Below are 23,202 nucleotides of genomic sequence, written 5' to 3' on the forward strand. Positions count from 1 at the left end.
CGTCAGCGTTCGAGTCTTTCAAGGATGGATTCGATGGCAAGATCGCCCTCTGTGTCGATATCGATGCAGAGGGCTTTTTCGTTGTTGTCGAACGGCTCGATCTTGCGCATCTGCGCTTCGAGCACGGCCAGATCGGCTTCGGATGGATCGTCGCCTGAAGCATGGCGCTCCCGCACTCGCCGACGCAGCTCATCCGGCGATGCGTGAAAGTGGAGGATGCGGCATTGGCAGCCCATCGATTCAGCAAGTTCCAGGAATGGCTTGCGGAAATCTCTGGTGGGGAAGGTCGCGTCCGCGATGACCGGATAGCCTCCCTCCAGCGCTGCTTTCGCCGCTTCGAGCATTGCCGAGTATGTTTTCTCCGTGGCGTCGGGCGTGTAGATGTCGAGCCCCTGTTCGGCGCTTTTTTCGAGGCTGCCGATGCCAAACAGGCGTTTGCGTTCGACGTCGGAGCGGATGTGGATGAAGCCCCCCGCTTCGGCGAGCCTGGCCGAAATCGTCGATTTACCGCTGCCGGAGACGCCGTGCGTGAGCACGAGCAGCGGTTCGGGGCGCTCGGTGTAGCCGAGGGCGAGGTGCAGGTAGGAGTGGTGCTCGTCGAGCGTCTCCTGTTTTTCGGCCTCGTTCGTTTCCTGCGCCAGTCGGATCGAGGTGACCTTGGCGCGCACCATCGCGCGGTAAGTGCAATAAAAGTTGAGCACTCTTAATCCGTCGTAATCTCCGTTTTTCGACAGCCAGCCGTTGAGCAGCCGCCAGGCCAGCTCCTTATGACCAGCGTGCTGTAAATCCATGAAGAGAAACGCCAGATCGTTGATGATGTCGATCTTGCTGAGCTGCGGGCTGAACTCGATGCAGTCGAAGATCATGACACGCTCGTTGCGGATCAGCATGTTGCCCGTGTGCATGTCGCCGTGGCACTCCCGCACCATGCCGCCCTCCTTGCGTTTCCTCAGCACTTCGTTCAGTCGTCCATGCTCCTCAAGCGTCCATTGGCGCAGTCGTTCGATTGCGTCCCGTTCATCGTCCGAACGGGCCACCTCACCGGTGAGGTGAAGGTTGGCGAGCATCGGCTTGATCACCTCTTCGGGCCTGCCGAAAGGGGAGTCGGGATCGGCTTGCGGGATCGAAGCGTGAAATTCGGCAATGACGCAGGCTGCATCGTCGATATGCTGCGGAGTCAGCTCGTCATTCCGAAGCAGCCGGTCGAGTTCCAGGCTTCGGTCGAACTGCACCATGCGGACGACGTAATCGATCGGCTTGCCGTTGCCGCCGATGCGAATCCGGCCACCCTCATCGGTCAATGGCAGCACTTCGAGATAGAGGTCGGGGCAGAGGTGGCGGTTCAGGCGAAGCTCTTCATGGCAGAAGTGGCGGCGGAGTTCGAGCGTCGAGAAGTCGAGGAAGCCCAGATCGACCGGTTTTTTGAGCTTGTAGGCGTACTCACCGGTCAGGAAAACCCATGAAATGTGGGTTTCCACTAGCTCGATCTCAGGTGTGGTCGGGTGAGGATAGGCTTGTGGATTCAGCAATGCCTGGGCTACCTTGTTCATGCTTTCACGTCGGTTTCTGCAAAGCGTTTCGAGCCGAAGATGGTGCTTTCTGAAAGCTAAGGCAAAAAATCCGGGATTGCCATGCTGGATTTTTTATACGTATGCCTGTATGTGCATTTGATCATGCAGGTAAGTTCGGTGTTTCTCAAAAAAAATGTAAATTCAAGGTTTCATTGCCAGCCTTCATTGATCGCCCAACTATCAGTAAACTAAAGCGTAATTGATGATACAGCTTTCCAGAATTCTGTGCCCCACCGATTATTCCAACGCCTCCGCCAAAGCTGTGCGATATGCCGTGGAGCTGGCAAAACGCGTCGATGCCCACGTCAGGTTTCTGCATATCCGTGAAAAAGATGGCTACGCGTCCGGCACCACTGCTGATGAAGCCTCGATGCCCGAACGTTTTTCGCAGATGCTCATGTCGGAAATCAAAAACGGCTTGCAGGCCGATGTGAAGGAGGCCGGTGGTGAGCCGAAAGAGGTGATCATCAGCCAGGCAGAGCAGTGGGGTGCCGATCTTATCGTGATGGGCTCGCATGGCAGGAGTGGCCTCATGCGCCTGATGATGGGCAGCGTTGCCGAGGCGGTGTACCGTTCGGCTTCGATTCCGGTTCTGCTTATCAAGCAGGATGCCATCGACAAAACTGCTACTGAATAAGCGATTTATCAGCGGGGTTTCTCTGGACGCGATCCGGGCGGCCTCAACTACTATTGTTCACTTTCAAGCTTCCCGATTATGAAACAGTTCAGGGATTCAATGATAGCCTTGATTACGGAGACCTCCGCCAACCTGCCGAGCGACGTGCGCAAGGCGATTGCCGATGCGGTCGGTCAGGAGACCGCCGATTCGAGAGCCGGTCTGGCCATGTCGGCCATCACGCTCAACATCGACATGGCTGTCGATAACGTCGGCCCGGTCTGTCAGGATACCGGCATGCCCACCTTTTTCGTGCACACTCCGAAAGGCGTCGATCAGCTCGCCATGAAGCGCGACATCGAAGAGGCTATCGTCGAGGCGACCCGCACCGGCAAGCTTCGCCCCAATGCGGTTGATTCGATGAGCGGCAAGAACTCCGGCAACAACCTCGGCTGCCACGTGCCGGTGATCCATTTCGAACCGTGGGATCGCGACGAGATCGAGGTGAAGCTTATCCTCAAAGGCGGCGGCTGCGAGAACAAGAACATCCAGTATTCGCTTCCGGCTGAAATTCCCGGACAGGGCCGTGCGGCTCGCGACATCGACGGCGTGCGCAAGTGCATCGCCCACGCGGTGTACCAGGCGCAGGGGCAGGGGTGCAGCCCTGGTTTCATCGGCGTCGGCGTCGGCGGCGACCGCACCAGCGGCTTCGAGCTGGCCAAGAAGCAGCTTCTCCGTTATGTCGATGACACCAATCCCGATCCGGAACTGGCTGGCCTCGAACAGGAGATGCTCGAAAAGGCCAACACGCTGAACATTGGCCCGATGGGCTTCTCCGGCAAGAGCACGCTGCTCGGCTGCAAGATCGGCAAGTCGCACCGAGTGCCGGCCAGCTTCTTCGTCTCGGTGGCCTACAACTGCTGGGCTTACCGCCGTCTCGGCGTCATCATCGATCCCGCAGAGGGCTCGATCACCGAGTGGCAGTACCGTTCCGACGATGAAATCAAACGCATGGCTCAGGGCGAGGGCATTCCGCTTACGGGCCGCGAGGTGGTGCTCAAGGCTCCGATCAGCGAGGAGACGATCCGCTCGCTCAAGGTGGGCGACATCGTCATCGTCGAGGGCGAGATGCACACCGGCCGCGACGCCTTCCACCACTACGTGATGCACCACGACCTGCCGGAGGATCTCGACATCAGTGGCGGCATTATCTACCACTGCGGCCCGGTGATGCTCAAGAACGACGATGGTGAGTACCGGGTTGTCGCCGCAGGGCCGACCACCTCGATCCGCGAGGAGCCCTACCAGGCGGACGTGATCGAGAAGCTCGGCCTTCGCGCTGTGATCGGCAAGGGCGGCATGGGGCCGAAGACGCTGGCCGGCCTGCAGAAGCATGGCGCGGTGTACCTCAACGCCATCGGCGGTGCGGCACAGTACTACGCCCGCTCGGTAGAAAAGGTGACCGGCGTCGATTTTCTCGAAGAGATGGGTGTGCCAGAAGCGATGTGGCACTTGCAGGTCAAGGCATTCCCGGCAATCGTCACGATGGACGCCAACGGTAACAGCCTGCACCAGCAGGTCGATGAGGAGTCGTTCGCGATTCTCGAAAAGATCGGCAAAGAGTAACGATCACGGCTGAGCCGGATCAATCATTTTTCGAGGCTGTTTGCCTGCTTGGCGGGAGGCGGCCCTAACGGATCAAGATAAAACCAACGAGAGCGTTATATGAAAAAAATACGGTTCATGGATGTCTCCTTCCGCGACGGGTTCCAGTCCTGTTACGGAGCAAGGGTCAAAACCGAGGATTTCCTTCCGGTGCTTCAGGCTGCGGTCGATGCGGGCACCGATAACTTCGAGGTGGGCGGCGGCGCACGCTTCCAGAGCCTCTACTTCTACTGCCAGGAGGACGCCTTCGAGATGATGGATGCCTGCCGCCGCGTGGTCGGGCCGGACATCAACCTCCAGACTCTGTCGCGAGGTGCAAACGTGGTGGGTCTCGTGTCGCAGTCGCGTGACATCATCGACCTTCACGCCAAGCTTTTCAAGAAGCACGGCATCAGCACCATCCGCAACTTCGACGCGCTCATGGATGTGCGCAACCTCGCATGGTCGGGTCAGTGCATCGTCAACGCCGGGCTGAAGCACCAGGTGGTGATCGCCCTGATGGGTCTGCCTCCGGGCCTCAAGGAGTCGTACTGCCACACGCCGCAGTTCTACCTCGACAAGCTCAAGGATATTCTCGATGCGGGTATTCCGTTCGATAGCGTCGCTTTCAAGGACGCCTCTGGCACCACCACTCCCGCCGTCGTGTACGAAACGGTCAAGGGTGCGCGCAAAATGCTGCCCGAGGGCACCACGCTCGAATTCCACACGCACGACACCGCTGGAATGGGCGTGGCGTGTAACTACGCTGCTATCGAGGCCGGTATCGACATCATCGACCTTGCGATGGCTCCGGTCAGCGGTGGCACCGCCGAGGTTGACATTCTCACCATGTGGCACCGCCTGCGTGGCACCGACTACACCCTCGACATCGACCAGGAGAAGTACCTCGAAGTCGAGCGGATGTTCATCGAGCACATGGACAAATACTACATGCCGCCGGAAGCCAAAGAGGTCAATCCGGTGATTCCGTTCTCCCCGATGCCCGGCGGCGCGCTGACCGCCAACACCCAGATGATGCGCGACCACGACACGCTGCACTTCTTCCCCGAGGTGATCCGCAACATGCGCGAAGTTGTCGCCAAGGGCGGCTTCGGCGCTTCGGTGACGCCGGTTTCGCAGTTCTACTTCCAGCAGGCTTTCGCCAACACCGTGCAGGGGCCGTGGAAAAAGATCGTGGACGGCTACGGCAAGATGGTGCTCGGCTACTTCGGCAAGACCCCGGCAGCCCCCGATCCGGAGGTGGTGGCGCTCGCCTCGGAACAGCTCGGCCTCGAGCCGACCGTTCAGGACGTGCACGACATCAACGACCGCAATCCCGATCTTGGCATCGAGCACAACACCAAGCTGCTCGAAGAGGCAGGTCTGGAGATTACCGACGAAAACATCTTCATCGCGGCTACCTGCGGCGCGAAGGGCATCGGTTTCCTTCAGGGCGACAAGCCGATGGGCATCCGCTACAAGGCGGATATCGAGGCTGAGGAGGAGGCCAAGCATAGCGAGGAAGAGTTGAAGGTCACCTCGCACGGCAACTCGTTGCAGGATCGCTTGTCTGACCTCATCAAACCGGCTGGCCGCAGCAATCTGTCGGGCAACTACATGGTGATGGTCGATGGCAAGTCGTTCAACGTGGTGATCGCCGACGGCATGGTGATGGCGCAGTCCACCGCCCCCGGCGCGCAGCCGATGGCGATGCCGCAAATGGCCGCTCCCGCCGCTGTCCAGCAGCACCAGGGCACACCCGTGATGCCGTCAATGCCGGGCAACGTCTTCAAGATGGAAGTCGAAGTCGGCCAGAAGGTCGAGGAAGGCCAGGAGGTCGCCGTCATGGAGGCTATGAAGATGGAGTCCCCGGTCAAGGCCCCCAAGTCGGGCATCGTCACGGTAGTCCTCGCCAAACCGGGCGATGCGGTTTCCGCCGACCAGCCGCTGATGTATATCGATTGATCTGGAAGCGATTTATCATAGCACTATTCAAAAGGGCAGACTTAACAGGTCTGCCCTTTTTTTGTTTGCTGATCAAGTGATAAATTTGGTGTAATGGTTTTTTGTTGCTGCTGAACGCGAACTGGTTTATGAGTTTGGATTATGCCCGTGAGGTTATCAGGCGATGGCAGGAGGATTACAATTCCATTCGGCCGCACAGCTCATTAGGATGACAGGTACCGGTAGAATTCCTGGTTCAGTAAACGGATTTTTGTCAAGAAGAAGTGCTCTTATAGACGGAGGCACGTCCATTTAATTTAATTGAAGTAGTTATGACTGCAATCGGGCGGCTATTTGATGTTGCGAAAGATGCAGGATTCTTTCGTGCATTAAAAGTTATTGTCGGCTTGGTAAGAATGCACTGGAGATATTTTATTTTTGGCCGCGGACGTGGTTTAGCTAAAATGTTGCCTTTGAATACACCTAATAAAGTCCATGTCGATCCGGCAAGTGGGTGCAATTTCAAGTGTTTCTTTTGCCCGCAATCAGACCTTGAATCTCTAAAGTTGGCTGGCTTTAAGACTGGGGTAATGAAACTAGAGTTATTTAAAAAAATGATTAATGATTTTGTGTGGTTTCCAAATAAAATCGATGAATTGGTTCTAGGAAACTATGGAGAACTTTTGTTAAATAAAGATATATCTGAAATGATCGAGTACGCGGTATCTTCGAAATCTGTAAGGGAGGTTTCTTTGATTACCAATGCTGCTTTACTTGATAAGGAAATAGGTGAAAAAATTGCATTAGCTGGTTTGCATAAAATAAGAATATCGATTGAGGGTTTATCTGACGAAGCATACAAAAACACAGTCAACGTTAATGTTTCTTTCGATAAAATCGTAAAAAATATTACAGATTTTTATAAATCTGTAAGGCGGTACGGTAACAAAACATTCATTTACGTAAAAATTATTGATATTGGATTAACACCAGAAGATAAACGAAAATTTTTTAATGTATTTTCTCCTATTTCTGATTCCGTTGGGATTGAAAACCTTATGCCTGTAACTGAGAAGGCGGAAAAATTGATCGGAGATAAAAAGAGGGGCATGACAGGTGTAAGTATATCTGAGGGAAGGTTCGTATGCCCTTCTCCATTCTATTCGCTCTCTGTTCATGTGAATGGAGATGTTGGTGTCTGTTGTTCTGATTGGCACCATCAAACCAATATCGGGTCAATAAAGAATTCGACGATGCAAGAAATATGGAGAGGTTCCGAGTTAAATAAATTTCGGTTAGCACATTTGCAAAATTCATGGAGAAGTGTAGATGCTTGCAGTGGTTGTATTATGGTCGATCATTATCCACCTTACGAAGATATTGACCATATTCGTGATAACTTGCAAAAGCACTACCAATGATTATTACAACCTATACCACCCCGACAAGAAGAAAATCTGTCTACCAACGAAAAAAGGGGAAGAGGCTCCATTCAGGAAACTCTTCCCCTTCGTCATTTCATCCCCATTCTTTCAACCTAATCCCTCATCCCCTCGGTTTGATAATCACGTCGCAGGCAGGGTGGGTGAACATGAAGCGTTCGATTTCGGATTGGGGTATCCGCCCTGCCGACAGTTCCAGTTTCACATTCACTCTGCCTGAGCCTTGTTTACGTATTTATGCAAAATACTCGAAATCAAAGTCTGGTATGGTAATCCTTCTCTCAGGGCGATTTTCTGTAACTCTTTCAGATCGCGTTCGGAAATCCGGATATTTACCCTTTTATCCTTTCGGATAGTAGCACGCGCAGATTCTTCCAGTTCAAGCTTCCGCTTTTTCAGGTCTTTAACAGAACGCCATTCATTTTTTTCAAAAGAATCCAGCAACTCTTTTTCATCATTGTCCAAATTATTCATTTTTTACTCTCCAGATATTCTTTTGTCGCTTTTCTGCTTGGAATAATCGTTTTCAGGAAAATCTCATCAGCTGTTTCTACATAAGGAACAAGGTGGATATAGTTATCGATATTCAAAACCATCATTCTTTGCCCACCATATTTTTCCTGATTCGGATGTTCTATATCGTCTATCAGGCACTGACTGTCCAGATAAAAAAGTACATCCTCAAAACAGATCCCTCTGTTTTTTCTTAGCCACTCGTTCTTGTCTCTATTCCAGTTTATCAGTTTCATAAGAGTAATTTATGCCATTGTGTGCACTTTGGCAACAGAATCATGAGGATTTAGCGTCAGAACACGTCATCCTTTTGCTCGAAGATCAGACAGTCCAGCGTCGGCTTTCGCGTGGTGTCCGTCCTTCAGTTGTAGGGGCGAACCTGTGTGTTCGCCCTTATCGACAGTGAGTGATAACGAGCCAATATCGGGGTGGCGTTTTCAAATATAAAAAAAGGGATAACGGCTTGTTGAAATTACCGTTATCCCCTTTCTCAATTCATGCCAACTCTATCCCTTCAATCCATCATCCCCTCGGCTTGATGATAACATCACAAGCTGGGTGGGTGAACATGAAGCGTTCGATTTCGGATTGCGGTATCCGTCCTGCCGACAGTTCCAGCTTTTCCAGATTGGGTAGCTCGATCAGTGGCGCGATCGATTCGACCTCGGTGCCGATGATGTTCAGCTCTTCAAGTTCTTCGAGTCCCGCCAATGGGTCGAGGTGGAATACACCGGTCTGTTCGACGCTCAGCTCTTTGAGTGAGGAGAGCTTGCGCAGCGGTTCGAGGCTGGTGATGTTGGTGCGGCTGCAGCGCAGGTATTCGAGCTTGTCGAGTCCGGCGAGTGGCTCCAGTGAGCTGATGCGGGTGCTGTTGATGCCAAGCTCGATCAGGTTTTCGAGCTTTTTGACTGGCTCGATCGACTCGATCTCCGTTTTGTAGCAACTGAGTTTTTCGAGATTGATCAGCCCGGCGATTGGCGAAAGGTCGCTCACCAAGGTTTCCGAGCAGTAGAGCTCTTCGAGGTTGATGAGGCCTGCAATCGGTTCGAGGTCGCTGATTTCGGTGCTTGAAACCCAGAGCAGTTTCAGCGAGGTGATGTTGCGCAGCGGGTCGAGCGAAAGGAAATCGCAGTCGAACGCGTAGAGGCGCTTGAGCTGTCGGAGGTTCCTGAGCGGTTCGAGGCTTTCGATCGGGGTTTCATCACAGCGGACTTGTTGCAGGTTTTCCAACAGGCTGATCGGCGCGAGATTGTGGATTCGCGTGTTGTCGCAGCGCACACTCGTTACGTTCAGGAAGTCGAGCAGTTCCGTGTCGGACGGGTCACGCTGGAGTTTCAGGGTGTGCCTGACCACCTCTTTCCAATCGTTACTCAGCGCTTGATACCAGTCGTGGCGTTTTTGCGGCTCACGCAGCAGCACGGCCCGGGATGCTGCCAGCGCCTCCTCTTCGGCCGGAGTCAGCCGGTCTTTGAAGCCATGCCGCGGTGCAGTGTCTTCCGGCGAGAAGGTGACGGCCGGAGCTTTTCCGGTGTCGAGATGCTCGGCCAGGCAGCGAATGTACCAGTCAGCTTTTTTCTCCTCGATGATCCGGTAATGCTTTTCGAGATTCTGCTCGTCAAGGGTATTGATGTCTTCGAGAATATCGTTCTTGCATCGCGGACAGATCGCGTTATCCTGCGTCAACGGAAAGCCGCAGACAGGACACTTTTGGTAGATGTTTTGCTCCAAAGTGAGTGTGAGCTTGAGGGGTTGGTTGATGCTGAAATGTTTGCCTAAAATAAGAAAAAAACAGCCTCAAACCATAAACAGCCGGCTTTGATTGCTGGCGTTTTCATGGGGTTGAGTGCCCGGTCTTCGGCAAAAGGATGAACTATCAGACCCGTTTGCTTTGTTAATAAAAGTAAGGCGGGCCATTGAAGTTTGTGTGGTCATGTGCATTGGTAAGGTGTGTTGTGTGGACTTTTCCAGACAGTGGAATTCGTGAGGTATTGGGAGGAATTATGACCGGGCAAGCTTCATCAGGCGTTGAGCGTCTTGTTGCTGAAACGGACGCTCTGTTCGAACTTTCATCCAAAGAGTGGCTCCTGAGAAAAAAGGGGTTCAGGAAAGGTTCGAAGTCGATTCAGATCAACGAGACCTTGTTGACGGTCGGCAACGGTTACCTCAACATCAGGGGCAGCCTCGAAGAGCTTCCGCCCGGTCACTGTGGCGGCATGTACCTGTCCGGGATTTACGACAAATCGGAAGCCGATGTCGAAGAGCTGGTCAAGTGCCCGATGTGGACCGACGTCTCGGTCTGGTATGAGGATGAAAAGTTCTGCCTCTCATGCAGCCGCGCGCTGGAGCATGAGCAGGTGCTCGACATGAAAAAAGGCATCCTGCACCGCCGCACCACCTTCAAAAATTCACACGGAAAAATTCTCACCCTCGAAACCTCGCGGCTCGTGTTCATGCACGACGCTCATCGGGGCTACATGCGGGTGCGGATCACGCCGGTAAATTTTTCCGGGCAGATCAGGGTACTTTCGGGGCTGAACGGTGAGGTGTTCAATCGCGGATTTTTTCCGCACGAACAGTACAAGCACCTCCAGCTCGAAAAGATCGAGCGGGGCCGCAACTTCATGTACCTCGAAATGAAGACCCGCGAGCGCGGCATCCGCATCGCCGAGGCCGCGTCGTGGAAGATGATGAACGGTCAGGAGCGGAGGCGCCGCTGGGAGCCGAGGATTTACGGTGAGAAGTTTACCAGCGAAATCACCATCGACGCTTCGCAGGGGGAGTCCTACACCTTTGAAAAGCTCGCCGTCGTTATGACCAACCGCGATGTGCCGGTCGATCGTGCGAACAACATGATCCGGGAAGCGATCTGCAACCTCCGCTGCTACGTGCGTACCGGTGCGCCGGTCGAAATCAAACGGCATATCGATGTCTGGCGCAATCTGTGGAGTCGCGCCGACGTTCGGATTGAAGGCGATGATGCCGCCCAGCAGGCGCTTCGCTACAACATCTACCAGCTGCTCATCAACGGCCCGTCAAAGCCCGGCCCTATCGGAGCGAAATTCCTCAGCTCGGAGGGTTACATGGGCCACGTGTTCTGGGACACCGAAATTTTCATTTTGCCCTTCTACATCCACAATTTTCCGTCGATGGCGCGCAACATCTTGATGTACCGTTGCAACACCCTGCCCGGCGCGATCAGGAACGCCGAAAAGTCGGGTTACGATGGCGCGCGCTTCGCCTGGGAGTCGGCCACGACCGGCGAGGATGTGACGCCCCGTTTTGCCTCCAAGCTCGAAAAAACCATCAGGCTGATCTATACCGGCGCCGAGGAGGATCATATCGTGTCCGACGTTATTTACGGCGTGGAGCGCTACTTCCGGGTGACTGGCGACGAGAGTTTCCTCTTGCATTGCGGTCTGGAGATGGTGTTCCTGACGGCGCGGTTCTGGGCGAGCCGGGTGACGAAGGTGGGCGAGCATTATGAAATTCACAAGGTGATCGGGCCGGATGAATTTCACGAGCACGTCAACAACAACGCCTACACCAACTGGCTGGTCAAGTGGCATCTGCGGCTGGCGACCATGCTTTTCAGGCACGTCGGCAAGACGGCTCCGGAGGCGTTGCGAGAGCTTGCCGGAAAGATTTCGCTTGCTGATGATGAACCGGAACACTGGCTCGACATCAGCCGTCGCCTCAAGTTCACCCAGGATCCCGAGACAGGGCTGGTCGAGCAGTTCGACGGCTACTTCGACCTCAAAGATTATGTGATCGGCCATCCCGACCGCTTCGGTCATCCGGTGCTGCCTCCGGGCGTGAACTACCGGAATATCGGGCGCACCCGACTTATCAAACAGGCCGACGTGCTGCTCATGATGCTGCTCTTCCCGCACTGCTTCAGCGTCGAGGAAAAGAAGGTCAACTACGACTTTTACGAGCCGCGCACGGCGCACAAATCCTCCCTGAGCCACTGCACCTACGCCATGATGGGGCTGGCTGTTTCCGAGCGAGCCAACGCCTATCGCTATTTCATGAAAACTGCCCTGTTCGATCTCGAAAACCTGCACAACAATACCGAACTTGGCATTCATGCGGCCTCGGTCGGCGGAAGCTGGCAGGCGGTCATCCACGGATTCGCGGGCCTGACGCTCAAGTCCGACCGGATTGTGCTGACGCCGTGGCTGCCAAAAAAATGGAAGCGCCTGTCGTTCAGGGTGCGGTGGCGCGAACGCGATGTTCATCTCGATATCACTCACAGCGAGGTGTCGATAAGGATCGATGCTGTTTCGGATGTGACGCTGCCCTGCACGCTGTACGGCCAGAATTACAAGATCAGGACAAACAAGCCCTATACCCTTCAATACTGTCCGTCAAAATGACGAGGAGACCGCTTCCATGAAAAAGCTCAGAATTGCACAGATTTCTCCCCTGATCGAAAGCGTCCCGCCAAAGAAATATGGCGGCACGGAACGGGTGGTCTATTACCTGACCGAGGGGCTGGTTGAGCGTGGCCACGAGGTGACGCTCTTTGCATCCGGGGACTCCGTTACCAGCGCCCGCCTGATTGCGCCTGTGACACAAAGTCTCCGGCTCGGTCGCAAGATCCACTCGACCATCATCATGCACATGCTGATGCTCTCGAAGGTTTACGAAGAGATGGCGGGAGAGTTCGACATCATCCATTCGCATCTCGAATACCTCACTCTGCCTTATGCTACCCGCTTCCAGACTCCGACCGTGCTGACCATGCACGGACGGCTCGATGTTCCCGATTATGTCGATATTCTCAAGCGGTACGGCTCGATGGCCTGGGTTTCGATCAGTGACTCTCAGCGAGCGCCGGTGCCGGGCATTAACTGGGCGGGCACGGTCTATCACGGTTATCCGGAGGATCTTTTCGAGTTTAACCCCGATCCGGAAGATTACTTTCTCTACCTCGGTCGTTTTTCGGAGGAGAAGCGGCCCGATGAAGCGATCCGGCTGGCACGGGCGTGCAAAATTCACCTGAAGCTGGCCGCCAAGATCGACTCTGCCGACAAGGCCTATTTCAAGGCCAAGGTCGAGCCTCTTCTCGACAGCCCCTACATCGAGTACATCGGCGAGGTGAACGACCGCCGGAAAGGGGAGTTGCTCCGGAACGCCAAGGCGCTGCTCAACACCATCGACTGGCCCGAGCCTTTCGGGCTGGTGATGATCGAGGCGCTCGCCTGCGGCACGCCGGTGATCGTGCGGCGGTGCGGCTCCAGCCCGGAGGTCATTACCCACGGCGTCACCGGTTTTATCTGCGACAGCCAGCTCGATTTCATCAGGGCGATCCACAATATCGACTCGATTTCAAGGGCTGCATGCAGGCGCGAATTCGAACAGCGCTTCACCTTGCGTCACATGGTTGAAAAATATGAAACGCTCTATCGGAACGTCATCGCTGCTCCCTCCGCGCGCTCTTCGGTTCCTTCGCCTCCGCTTATCCTGAACGCGACCCAAGCGATGAAAAGACGCCGAACGTTTTTGTAACCTGTTGCTTGGGCTTTACTTGCCGTGGCGTTTTGGTTTGACGCACCTCGGTGTTCTTTTCAAAATGAACCGCAGGCACAGCTCGACAGCCTTTCGTGCCGCTCGCTGGTGGACACCCAATTTTGATCTTGCAGGAACGGCTCGAAAGGTTATAATGATGGGTGAAGCACCGGCACGGCGGATGATTCCCACGCCGTCCGGCGATTGCAACCAGTCAGGAAAAGTGCCTTGGAGTTCGTTCATCTTCACACCCACACCCACTACTCGATGCAGAGCAGCCCGATCTTTCCGGGCGAGCTTTTCGCGGCCTGCAAGAAGCAGGGCATGACGACCGTCGCCGTGACCGATTACGGCGCAATGTTCAACATGCCCGAGCTGTTCGGCCAGGCGGCGAAGGCAGAGGTGAAGCTGATCATGGGCTCGGAGATCTATCTTGCGGGCACCGACGCGCACGATACGGGCCGCCCGGCTACGCTCATCCTGCTCATCCGCAATGACATCGGCTATCGCAACATGTGCGTCATCCTGTCGCGGGCGGCGAGGGATGGTTTTTCAAACGGCTTGCCGCATGTGGATCGTTCAGTCCTCAAAGAGTGCAGTGAAGGGTTGACCTGCCTGTCGGCGGCTCATTCCGGGCAAATCGGCCGCACGCTGCTTGCGGGCAACGAAGCAGAAGCTGCGAAGCTGGCGGAGCAGTACCGTTCGCTTTTTGGCGAGCATTTCTACCTCGAACTTCAGAAGCACGGTGTGCCCTACGAGGAGCTGCTCGTGCCTGCCACGATCCGTCTTGCCGAACAGCTCGGCATTCCGCTGGTCGCGACCAACAATGTGCACTATCTCGATCGGCGCGACTCCGGTTGCTATCGGGCGATGATTGCCAACCGCACCAAGGAGCGGCTGAACAGCCAGAACCTGCAATGCCTGCCGGGCCACGAGAACTACTTCAAGTCGGCCTCGGAGATGTCCGCGCTCTTCGACAACTCGCACGACGAACTCAGCAACACTGTGAAGATCGCCGAGGCGTGCTCCTACAAGTTCGTCGATCAGGATCCGCATCTACCTAAGTTCCCGCTGCCGGAGGGCTTCGACAGCGAGAAGGGGTATCTGCGCCACCTGACCTGGGAGGGGGCGCGCAACAAGTACGGCGTGGAGGACGGTGCAATTCCGGAGGAGGTGAAGGAGCGCATCGAGCTGGAGCTTGGCGTCATCGAGAAGATGGGTTACAGCGCCTACTTCCTGATCGTCAGTGACCTTATCGCCGCTTCGCGCGAGATGGGCTACTCGGTCGGCCCCGGACGCGGCTCGGCGGCGGGCAGCATCATCGCCTACCTGACCGGCATCACCCGGATCGATCCGCTGAAGTACAAGCTGCTGTTCGAGCGCTTCCTGAATCCGGAGCGTATTTCGATGCCCGATATCGACATCGATTTTACACCGGTCGGCAAGCAGAAGGTTCTCGATTACACCGTGCAGAAGTACGGTGCGGAGAGCGTGGCGAAGGTGGTGGCTATCGGTACGCTCGGCGCGAAGGCGGCAATCCGCGATGCAGGGCGCGTGCTCGATGTGCCGCTCAAGGCAGTCGATCAGCTCGCCAAGCTGGTGCCCTCCAAACCGGGGACATCGCTCAAAGACGCTTTCAAGGAGGTCAAAGAGCTGAAACGGCTTGTCGATAGCGATCCGCAATACCAGCAGCTCATGCAGTACGCGCGGGCGATGGAAGGGCGTGCACGCAACGTCTCGATGCACGCGGGCGCGGTGGTCATCACCGATGGCGCGCTCGAAGAGCAGGTGCCGCTTTACGTCTCCAACAAGATCGAGACCGAGGAGCGCAAATACGCCGACGAGTTCGACCAGAATGACATCGACGGTACGAAGGCTGAAAGCAGCGACGAGAAGCAGGTCGTCACCCAGTTCGACAAGAACTGCATCGAGCAGGCGGGTCTGCTGAAAATCGACTACCTCGGCCTCGAAACCCTCGCCGTGATCGACGAAACCCTGCGGCTCATCAAGAAGCGGCACGGCATCGACATCGAACTCGAAAAGGTGCCGATGGACGACCGCCAGACCTTCCGCATCTTCCAGGAGGGCAAGATGGCCGGCATCTTCCAGTTTGAATCCTCCGGCATGCAGAGCTACATGACGCGGCTCCAGCCAACGACTATCGGCGACATCATCGCTATGAGCGCGCTTTACCGACCCGGCGCTCTGAACGCCGTCATCGACGAGCACCGCAACGCGGTCGATCTGTTTGTTGACCGCAAGCACGGGCGCGAGGAGATCGACTACATGCACCCGATGCTTGAGGAGATTCTCAAGGAGACCTACGGCGTCATCGTCTATCAGGAACAGGTGATGCAGATTTCGCAGGTGATGGGCCGCTTCTCGCTCGGCAAGGCGGACAACCTGCGCAAGGCGATGGGCAAGAAGAATCCGGCGCTGATGCAGAAGTTCAAGGAGGAGTTCGTGCAGGGTGCCGTCAGCATCGATGTCAACGAGGCTCTGGCAACGCGCATCTTCGACCTGATGGCCGAGTTCGCGGGTTATGGTTTCAACAAGAGCCACTCGGCGGCATACGGCGTGCTGGCCTACTGGACGGGCTACCTGAAGGCGCACTACACCATCGAGTTCGTCACGGCGATCCTGAACAGCGAGATTGGCGACACCGAGCGCATGAAGCACCTGACCGACGAGGCCAAAGGGTTCGGTATCTTCACCCTGCCGCCCTCGATCAACCAGAGCGATGCGCTCTTCTCGGTTGACGAGCACAAGGGCAAGCCCTGCATCCGCGTCGGCTTGTCGGCTATCAAGCAGGTTGGTAATGGGGCAAGGGCTGTTGTTGCGGCTCGTCTGCGCCGTGACGGCAAGCCGTTCGCCAATCTGTTTGATCTGACTGCTTCGGTCGATCTGCGAGCTATGAACCGCAAGGCGCTCGAATGCCTCATTCAGGCCGGAGCGCTCGACGAGATCGATCCCAACCGCGGCAAGCTGCTGGCAAACGTGGACAAGGCCATCAAGTTCGGGCAGATTCAGAACAAAGCGGTCACGCTGGGCCAGGGCGGCTTTTTCAACGACGACTTCAGCAACGAACAGGCCGGAATCTACTACCCGGAGCTGGACAACGGCGAGCCCATGCCGGAGAGCGAAAAGCTCCAGCACGAAAAGCGGCTTGTCGGTTTCTACCTCAGCCACCACCCGCTTGATCGTTACCGGCGTGACTGGGAGGCCTTTGCCAACCTCACGCTCGACATGCGCGAGGTGACCCCCTCGAAGCTCTACAAGACGATCGGAGTGATCGTTTCGGTCAAGCCCTATCAGGATCGTAAGGGCAAACAGATGCTGTTTGGCGTGCTCGAAGACTTCACCGGCAAGGCTGATTTTACCGTGTTTGCAAGCGTTTACGAGCAGTATCGCCACATGCTTCAGCCCGACGAAGCGGTGATGCTTAGCGCTGAGGCTGAAGCGCGGGACGGCAGCCTGAAGCTGCTGGTTCGCGAGGTCGCACCGCTCAAAAAGGTGCGTTCCGCCCTGATCAAAAAGGTGATGTTGCGCATCGATGCCGACGATCCCTCGCAGCTCGAAAAGCTCAAAGAAGTACGCGAGCTGTTCGAGAAGCACAAGGGGGAAACACCGGTCGATTTCGAGCTTCGGGCCACAGTAGGAGCGAAAATCGAAATGCTGAAGGTTTTTGCGCGTAACACGCCGATTGAGCCCGATGACGAGACACTCAACCAGCTCGAAGAGATTCTCGGGCCAGATAATGTGAAAATAACCGGATAGAATTTCAGCACTTGTTGCCAAGTTCTGATTTATTCAGTTATATTGGCATAGAGTAACAGTGTTTCTCTTATCAATTGTTAACCCTTATCGTTAGATCTTATGAGCGGAAAATATTTTGTGGCTACTGATCAGAATTTCCAGTCTGATATCATCAACTCTGATAAAGTGGCTCTCGTTGATTTCTGGGCTTCCTGGTGTGGCCCGTGCATGATGCTCGGCCCGGTTATCGAAGAGCTTGCCGGTGATTACGAAGGCAAGGCCGTCATCGCCAAACTCAACGTCGATGAGAACCCCAACACGGCAGCACAGTTCGGTATTCGCAGCATTCCTACCATGCTGATCTTCAAAGGCGGACAGGTTGTTGACCAGATGGTCGGCGCTCTTCCCAAGAACATGATCGCAAAGAAGATCGACGAGTACCTCGCCTGATTTTCCTTCCGTTTTTTTCTTCAACTATCCCGGCTTCATGCCGGGATAGTTATATCTAAGCATACCCCAACACATCTTCCCGGAGATCAACGATGGATAAAGACATCAGGGACGTCGTCATCATCGGAACCGGCCCTGCCGGATACACTGCGGCCATTTATACCGGAAGAGCCAACCTCAAGCCGCTGGTTATCGAAGGCCACCAGCCCGGCGGTCAGCTCATGATTACCACCGACATCGAGAACTTTCCCGGTTTCCCGGAAGGCATTCCCGGTCCGGAGTTGATGGGCAGAATGCGTGAGCAGGCTGCGCGCTTCGGTGTCGAATTCAAGTTCGGCAGTGTTACCGAGGCCGATGTTTCGCGCAGTCCGTTCAGCCTTACGCTCGATGACGGCAGCGAAATTCTTGCCAGGACGATCATCATCGCGACCGGTGCCAACGCCAAGTGGCTCGGCATCGAGTCCGAAGAGACCTACCGCGGACGCGGCGTATCGGCCTGCGCGACCTGTGACGGCTTTTTCTTCCGCAACTGCCGCGTGTTCGTTGTCGGTGGCGGCGATACGGCGATGGAAGAGGCGCTCTACCTGACCAAGTTCGCTTCGGAAGTGGTACTGGTGCATCGCCGCGAAGAGTTCCGTGCTTCCAAGATCATGAGCCTTCGCGCCAGTAAGAACGAGAAGATCACCACCATGCTCAACGAGGTGGTCGATGAAATTCTCGGTGACGGCATGAAGGTGACCGGCATTCGTCTCAAGAACGTCAAGACCGGCGAACTGACCGAGCACGCCTGCGACGGCGTTTTTGTCGCCATCGGCCACGAGCCGAACGCAAAGCTCTTCCAAGGCCAGCTCGACATGGACGATTACGGTTATATCCTGACCAAACCGCACTCGACTGAAACCAGCGTCAAGGGTGTCTTCGCCTGTGGCGACGTGCAGGACTTCACCTATCGCCAGGCGGTGACGGCTGTCGGCACCGGTTGCATGTCGGCGATCGAAGCCGAGCGTTTCCTGGAGTCGATCAGGTAACGGTCAAACTTGCTGCTTTTTGAAAGGCACCGGGGCTGTTGAGGTTCTGGTGCCTTTTTGCGTTGGGGTGGAATGGACGAGAAGGGCAACCGCAAGGGTTGCCCCCTACAAGTACAGGTCATTCAGCATTCGGCGAGGGCGTCGGTGCCCTGGTATTCGAGCATCGCTTCGAGTTTTTCCCAGGCTTTGCCTGATTCGAGCGCCTCGCAGGCCATGTCGGTTGCCTTTCGGTAGTCTTTGGCCATGCCTGCAATGTAGAGCGCGGCGGCGGCGTTCATGCAGAAGAAGTCCGCGGCGGCTCCTCCGCGTTTGCCTTGCAGCACTTCCAGCACCACGGAGGCATTTTCCTCACCGCTTTTCATGCTCGCGATCTGTTCCAGCGGCACCTGTTTCATGCCAAAATCCTCTGGTGTCACTTCGTAGCTGGTGATCGTGCCGTTGCGCAGTTCGACCACTTTAGTTGGGCCGCAAAGGGAGAATTCATCCATGCCAAGCGACGGATCGAATCCTTCGGCCAGACCGTAAGGGGAGAGGGCGGCCGGCATGCCGATTTCAGCGAGAATGTCGATCATCTGCACTGACACCTCCGGGGCGTACGCGCCGATGACCGCACAGTTGTTTTGCGCGCAGGGGCGGGTGAGTGGGCCAAGAATGTTGAATGCCGAGGTGAAGCGCATGGCGCCGATCAGTCGCGCCCAGCCCGATTTCAGGAACGCCTCGCCGGGCAGGTAGCAGATGCCGGCGTTTTCGAGGCTCATTGCCGCGCGTTCGAGTGGATGGTCGAGATCGATGCCGAGCGACTCGAAGATGTCCGAAGCGCCTGACACGCCGGTGACGAGGCGGGCGCCTTTCTTGGCCACCGGGAGCCCACACGCTGCAGCGATCAGTGCTGCCGGGCTGGAGCAGTTCAGGGTTTTGAGTTTGTCTGATCCCGTGCCGACGATGTCGCACACCGGGCCGTCGAGATCGACGTCGATCTTTGCCGTATCGTGCCGGTCGAGCGCATCCCACGCTCCGGATAGCTCCTCGGTGGTTGGGTTGCGCATCAGGTGCGCTGCAAGAAACGCGCCCTGCTGAAGTTCCGGCTGAAGGTTCAGAATTACCTGTCGGTAGGCTTCGTACGACTCTTCGCGGCTCATGATGTGACCCGAAGCGATGGATGAAATCAGCCGCCCAAAGGCGCGTAGTTCGTGTTCTTGTGTCATTTTTTTAAGAATAGGTCTTATGGGTCTGATACGTCTGACAGGTCGTATAGGATGAAGAGGTTAAGACTTTTTGCTGAAATCGATTATTATTTGCCTGAAGCCTTTGCCTGCGAGTACTTCCTCCATGACCGACGGTACCTCATCGAGGCTGATCGTGCGTTCGATGAGAAAGCCGAGGTCGTGGCCGTAACGGACGAGCAGGCGCAGGGCGTCGCGCATGTCCTCCTTGGTACAGCCGTAGGAACCGACCAGTTCGAGTTCGCGGTAGTGCAAATCGTTGAAGAGTGTCGCCGGACTTTCGGGTGCTTCGCCGAGGCCGCTGAAGAGGCAGAACCGTCCACCCGGCGTGAGTCGACCGATACCCGAAGCGAGCGTATCGGCAGACGAGGTAGCGTTGATTGCGATGTCGAATCCATTAGACGTTTGGGCGTTATCGACGTCGATTGCGTAGCGGTTCCTGAATGCAGCGCTTTTGTCAAGCTTTGTTGCGTCGGGCTCGCACATCGTTACGCTGGCACCTCGGTTGACGGCTGCGAGGGCAAGCAGCAAGCCGAGCGTCCCCGCGCCGTAGATCAGCACCCGGTCGGCGCGGCGGATACTGCACAGTTTGATGGCATGGACAGCGCAGGCAAGCGGTTCGGCGAGCGTCGCCATCGCTGCGCCTAGGCCTTTCGGTACTTCGAGCAGGCTCGAACGCGGCACGGTGAGGAACTCCGCAAAGCCGCCATCGTGGTGGAAACCGGTAATCTGCATCGCCGGGCACAGGTTCTCCCGCCCGCTCCGGCACGCCTCGCACGCACCGCAAGCCTTGCCCGGCCAGATTGCGAACAGCTTTCCTGGAGCCTCCTCGATGCTTCCGCACACTTCATGGCCCAGCACGCGCGGCATCACCAGATCACGATGTCCCGAGCGCCACATCTTTGCATCGGTTCGGCAGATCGCTGTCGCAACAACCCGCACGGCAACTTCGTTTTCTGCGGGAACCGGTACTGGCTTATCCACAAGCTTTAACTGTTCTTTGCCGGTAAGCACCAGTGCTTTCATACTATTTCGATGACTGCGTTAAAAAAACAAGACCCCTCTGCAGGAGCGCATCTAACTACATAATTTCAAGGGACTTTCGCAAGTCAATCGAACGGATTAATCGCTGGTGAAGTGCAGGATTTTGCTTATGATTTATCAGTACCGTTATTGTTTGCGGTGTTGGCGCACCGAATAAGGACTGTCAAATCAGGGGAAAAGAGGGGTGTAGCTTATGTGGAAACCAAATAATCAGTCCAGAACGAAGGGAATAGCTATGGTTCAGTGTCGTGAATGCAAAGCTTCTGTCAGCGAAAATGCACCAATCTGTCCTCGCTGTGGAGCGCCACAGCCATACAAAGCTACATGGCATGGGTATGGATTTTACTATCAATCCAAACTGTTGATTTTCGGTCTGCCCTTGCTCTGTATCTCCTTCTGTTATAATCGAAATCGTGTGCCTAAGCCAGCAATCGGTATTATTGCCATCGGGCAATTTGCGGCAGGGATAGTATGTGTCAGTCAATTCGGTATTGGCATAGTATCGCTCTCACAGATCACGATAGCCTATTTTGCTATTGCCCAGATCGCGCTATGCTATCAATGTATTGCCCAGGTTGGATTTGTCCTTGATCGAGGTATTGGACAGTTCATCCGTCACCTGTTCTAACTATCTGATTATTGCTTTAAGTGAGAAGAAAATGAAAAAGATTTCGGGCTCAAACGTCTATTTCAAGAAAGTATTCCCAGTTTTCTGGTTTGGATTCCTGGCGTTTTTTTCTGTTACAACGCTTCGGTCAGGAGCAACCGGTGAATCGGTCATGTTTCTTGTTGTGCCAATTATTATGGGTGTTTTCGGTTATTTCTTCTTTAAGAGGCTTGTGTGGGATTTAGTTGATGAGGTGTATGACTTGGGAGATCAATTGCTTTTTAAAAAAGATGGTAAAGAGCAGCGCGTCAACCTCAGAGATATAGTAAATATCGATTACGCTCAAATGAGTTCTCCTGAACGTATTGTGATCAATGTAAGAAATGAAGGCCCGCTTGGTAAGGAATTGGTATTTAACCCACCAACGCGCCTTTTTCCATTTTTTTCTAAAAATCCTCTGATTCAGGACTTGATCGAGCGGGTTGATCGTGCGCGAAATACCTGAGCGGAAGTATAATGACGAGTGTTTCGTGATCTACTATGCACAGAATCTGAATCGAACATCCATTGATCAATGGAGCCTTGCCAGTTAGTTATTCCCATTCCCCTCATTTCTCCTCACAGTCTCACCCGCACGTGCCCTATACCAAACCCACTGGCGGCTCCGTAGAACATAACTTCCTGACCGGAACCGAAGCTAAGCGTTTTTTCCTCGATCAGTTGACTTAGTACTAGTGGAATCGAGGTGCTGGCGGTGTTGCCGAGGAGGTCGGCGACGATGGGAACTTTTGAAAGGTCGTAGCCGAATTTTCCTACAGTGTTTTCGATGAATTTGCGCGAAATCTGGTGGGGGATGATCTGGTCGATGTTGTTGTAGAACAAGGCATCTCCTTCCAGAAGCATCCGAACCATCATGTATTCCCGGAAATAGGCTTCCGTGTGCAGTTTAGCGACTTTTGCCAGCTTTGGCATATCCAGATAGAACCAGCCGTGGATAAGGCCGCCGCTTGGCCTCCATGCCGTGTTTTCCGGCGCATGGCACTGCTCCCAGTGTTCACCAAGATTCATCAGGTTGATTTCCAGTATTCCCTTGTTGCCATCTGATGCTGAAAGAATCATCGCCGCTCCGGCATCACCCAGCGTCAAACCGCCCATTTTCACATCAAGCTCATCAAGTGAATTGATCTGGCGGTTGGCGACATAACTGCCGATTTCGCCGCTGCAGATCAGCACATTCCGCGCTGCGCCGGTGGTAATCATGCTGTTGGCCACGTTTATCGCCTGCAAAAAGCTGTTGCAGGCGTTGGTGACATCGAACGAATTGAGCATATCCAGCCCAAGTTTCTGCTGGACAATGTTGGCCGTCGCCGGTTCGAGCATGTCCATGTCGGTGCTCGAAAAGATCAGTGTGTCGATATCCGCCAGCGTGAGCTCACAGCGATCCAGCGCTTTGAGGGCTGCGGCAACGGCGAGGTCGGAGGGGGAGGTGCCCGGCTCGGAATAGGCGCGCGTTTTGCACTTGGTTGTTCGGTAGATCAGGGTCGGAAGCATCTTTTTGATCTCAGGCGGAGCGTCGATCATATCGACCAGTGTTTCGTTATCGACCCGGTTCTCAGGGATTTCCGAAGCTACCGACACAATTCTGGAGGTCGGTTTTTGATAACGCTGTATGTTCTTGAAATAGGTGTACGACTGCAAGGCGGGTGACTGCATTACGAGGAGGGACTAATGAGGTGTTGCCGAAAAAAAACATCATCGAAAATATCGATTTTTTCCCCGGAAAACGATCAAATCATAGCAGGGTTTACGGTGAAAAGTTTATTCAACGGCTCTTTTTTGAGGTGCGAAGTAAT

Annotated in this window: 17 protein-coding genes and 1 pseudogene; 11 read left to right on the top strand and 7 right to left on the bottom strand. The window is 55.0% G+C overall.

Annotation, left to right across the window (positions count from 1 at the left end; all coding sequences use genetic code 11):
- Positions 1 to 2: 2 nt before the first annotated feature.
- Positions 3 to 1,550 (bottom strand): bifunctional aminoglycoside phosphotransferase/ATP-binding protein, encoded by a 1,548-nt coding sequence (locus CPAR_RS04395; RefSeq protein ID WP_012502103.1) that lies wholly within the window; start codon positions 1,548 to 1,550, stop codon positions 3 to 5.
- Between the two features lie 223 nt (positions 1,551 to 1,773).
- Here CPAR_RS04395 and CPAR_RS04400 point away from each other — a divergent pair, with 223 nt between their 5' ends.
- The 5 genes and pseudogenes from CPAR_RS04400 (at position 1,774) to CPAR_RS04415 (ending at position 7,196) form a co-directional block, all read left to right on the top strand.
- Positions 1,774 to 2,208, top strand: a complete 435-nt coding sequence (locus tag CPAR_RS04400; RefSeq protein WP_012502104.1) for a universal stress protein — start codon at positions 1,774 to 1,776, stop codon at positions 2,206 to 2,208.
- A gap of 78 nt (positions 2,209 to 2,286) precedes the next feature.
- Positions 2,287 to 3,813, top strand: coding sequence for a fumarate hydratase (locus CPAR_RS04405; RefSeq protein WP_012502105.1), 1,527 nt, complete (start codon positions 2,287 to 2,289; stop codon positions 3,811 to 3,813).
- A 99-nt stretch (positions 3,814 to 3,912) separates the two neighbouring features.
- Positions 3,913 to 5,796, top strand: coding sequence for a biotin/lipoyl-containing protein (locus CPAR_RS04410; RefSeq protein ID WP_012502106.1), 1,884 nt, complete (start codon positions 3,913 to 3,915; stop codon positions 5,794 to 5,796).
- 110 nt (positions 5,797 to 5,906) lie between these two features.
- A pseudogene (locus tag CPAR_RS10770) lies at positions 5,907 to 6,005 on the top strand (integrase core domain-containing protein); the annotation flags it as partial.
- A gap of 102 nt (positions 6,006 to 6,107) precedes the next feature.
- Positions 6,108 to 7,196, top strand: a complete 1,089-nt coding sequence (locus CPAR_RS04415; protein ID WP_041466129.1) for a radical SAM/SPASM domain-containing protein — start codon at positions 6,108 to 6,110, stop codon at positions 7,194 to 7,196.
- 228 nt (positions 7,197 to 7,424) lie between these two features.
- Here the strand turns inward: CPAR_RS04415 and CPAR_RS04420 are convergent, their stop codons facing one another.
- The 3 genes from CPAR_RS04420 to CPAR_RS04430 form a co-directional block, all read right to left on the bottom strand.
- Complete coding sequence (locus tag CPAR_RS04420) at positions 7,425 to 7,691, bottom strand: antitoxin (protein ID WP_012502108.1); 267 nt, start codon at positions 7,689 to 7,691, stop codon at positions 7,425 to 7,427.
- Positions 7,688 to 7,966, bottom strand: a complete 279-nt coding sequence (locus CPAR_RS04425; protein WP_012502109.1) for a BrnT family toxin — start codon at positions 7,964 to 7,966, stop codon at positions 7,688 to 7,690. The genes CPAR_RS04420 and CPAR_RS04425 overlap by 4 nt, the downstream gene beginning before the upstream one ends.
- 286 nt (positions 7,967 to 8,252) lie before the next feature.
- Positions 8,253 to 9,458, bottom strand: coding sequence for a leucine-rich repeat domain-containing protein (locus tag CPAR_RS04430; RefSeq protein WP_012502110.1), 1,206 nt, complete (start codon positions 9,456 to 9,458; stop codon positions 8,253 to 8,255).
- 272 nt (positions 9,459 to 9,730) lie between these two features.
- Between CPAR_RS04430 and CPAR_RS04435 the strand changes: the two genes are divergently transcribed.
- From CPAR_RS04435 to trxB, 5 genes are all read left to right on the top strand, one after another.
- Positions 9,731 to 12,106, top strand: a complete 2,376-nt coding sequence (locus tag CPAR_RS04435) for a glycoside hydrolase family 65 protein (RefSeq protein WP_012502111.1) — start codon at positions 9,731 to 9,733, stop codon at positions 12,104 to 12,106.
- A gap of 16 nt (positions 12,107 to 12,122) precedes the next feature.
- Positions 12,123 to 13,241, top strand: coding sequence for a glycosyltransferase family 4 protein (locus CPAR_RS04440; RefSeq protein ID WP_012502112.1), 1,119 nt, complete (start codon positions 12,123 to 12,125; stop codon positions 13,239 to 13,241).
- A gap of 228 nt (positions 13,242 to 13,469) precedes the next feature.
- Positions 13,470 to 17,018 (top strand): DNA polymerase III subunit alpha, encoded by a 3,549-nt coding sequence (dnaE, locus tag CPAR_RS04445; protein ID WP_041466130.1) that lies wholly within the window; start codon positions 13,470 to 13,472, stop codon positions 17,016 to 17,018.
- 99 nt (positions 17,019 to 17,117) lie between these two features.
- Positions 17,118 to 17,447, top strand: a complete 330-nt coding sequence (gene trxA / locus CPAR_RS04450) for a thioredoxin (protein WP_012502114.1) — start codon at positions 17,118 to 17,120, stop codon at positions 17,445 to 17,447.
- Between the two features lie 92 nt (positions 17,448 to 17,539).
- Positions 17,540 to 18,475, top strand: coding sequence for a thioredoxin-disulfide reductase (trxB, locus tag CPAR_RS04455; RefSeq protein WP_012502115.1), 936 nt, complete (start codon positions 17,540 to 17,542; stop codon positions 18,473 to 18,475).
- A 122-nt stretch (positions 18,476 to 18,597) separates the two neighbouring features.
- Here the strand turns inward: trxB and trpD are convergent, their stop codons facing one another.
- Positions 18,598 to 19,680 (bottom strand): anthranilate phosphoribosyltransferase, encoded by a 1,083-nt coding sequence (gene trpD, locus CPAR_RS04460; RefSeq protein WP_012502116.1) that lies wholly within the window; start codon positions 19,678 to 19,680, stop codon positions 18,598 to 18,600.
- Between the two features lie 60 nt (positions 19,681 to 19,740).
- On the bottom strand, positions 19,741 to 20,724 hold the full coding sequence (locus CPAR_RS04465) for an alcohol dehydrogenase catalytic domain-containing protein (protein ID WP_012502117.1): 984 nt from the start codon (positions 20,722 to 20,724) through the stop codon (positions 19,741 to 19,743).
- A 677-nt stretch (positions 20,725 to 21,401) separates the two neighbouring features.
- Between CPAR_RS04465 and CPAR_RS04470 the strand changes: the two genes are divergently transcribed.
- Positions 21,402 to 21,854 (top strand): hypothetical protein, encoded by a 453-nt coding sequence (locus CPAR_RS04470; RefSeq protein WP_012502119.1) that lies wholly within the window; start codon positions 21,402 to 21,404, stop codon positions 21,852 to 21,854.
- Between the two features lie 113 nt (positions 21,855 to 21,967).
- Here CPAR_RS04470 and CPAR_RS04475 read toward each other — a convergent pair whose 3' ends face one another.
- Positions 21,968 to 23,062 (bottom strand): 3-oxoacyl-ACP synthase III family protein, encoded by a 1,095-nt coding sequence (locus CPAR_RS04475; RefSeq protein ID WP_012502120.1) that lies wholly within the window; start codon positions 23,060 to 23,062, stop codon positions 21,968 to 21,970.
- Positions 23,063 to 23,202: the final 140 nt, after the last annotated feature.

The sequence above is a fragment of the Chlorobaculum parvum NCIB 8327 genome (assembly GCF_000020505.1).
In the GTDB taxonomy this organism is placed as follows: Bacteria; Bacteroidota; Chlorobiia; order Chlorobiales; family Chlorobiaceae; genus Chlorobaculum; species Chlorobaculum parvum_A.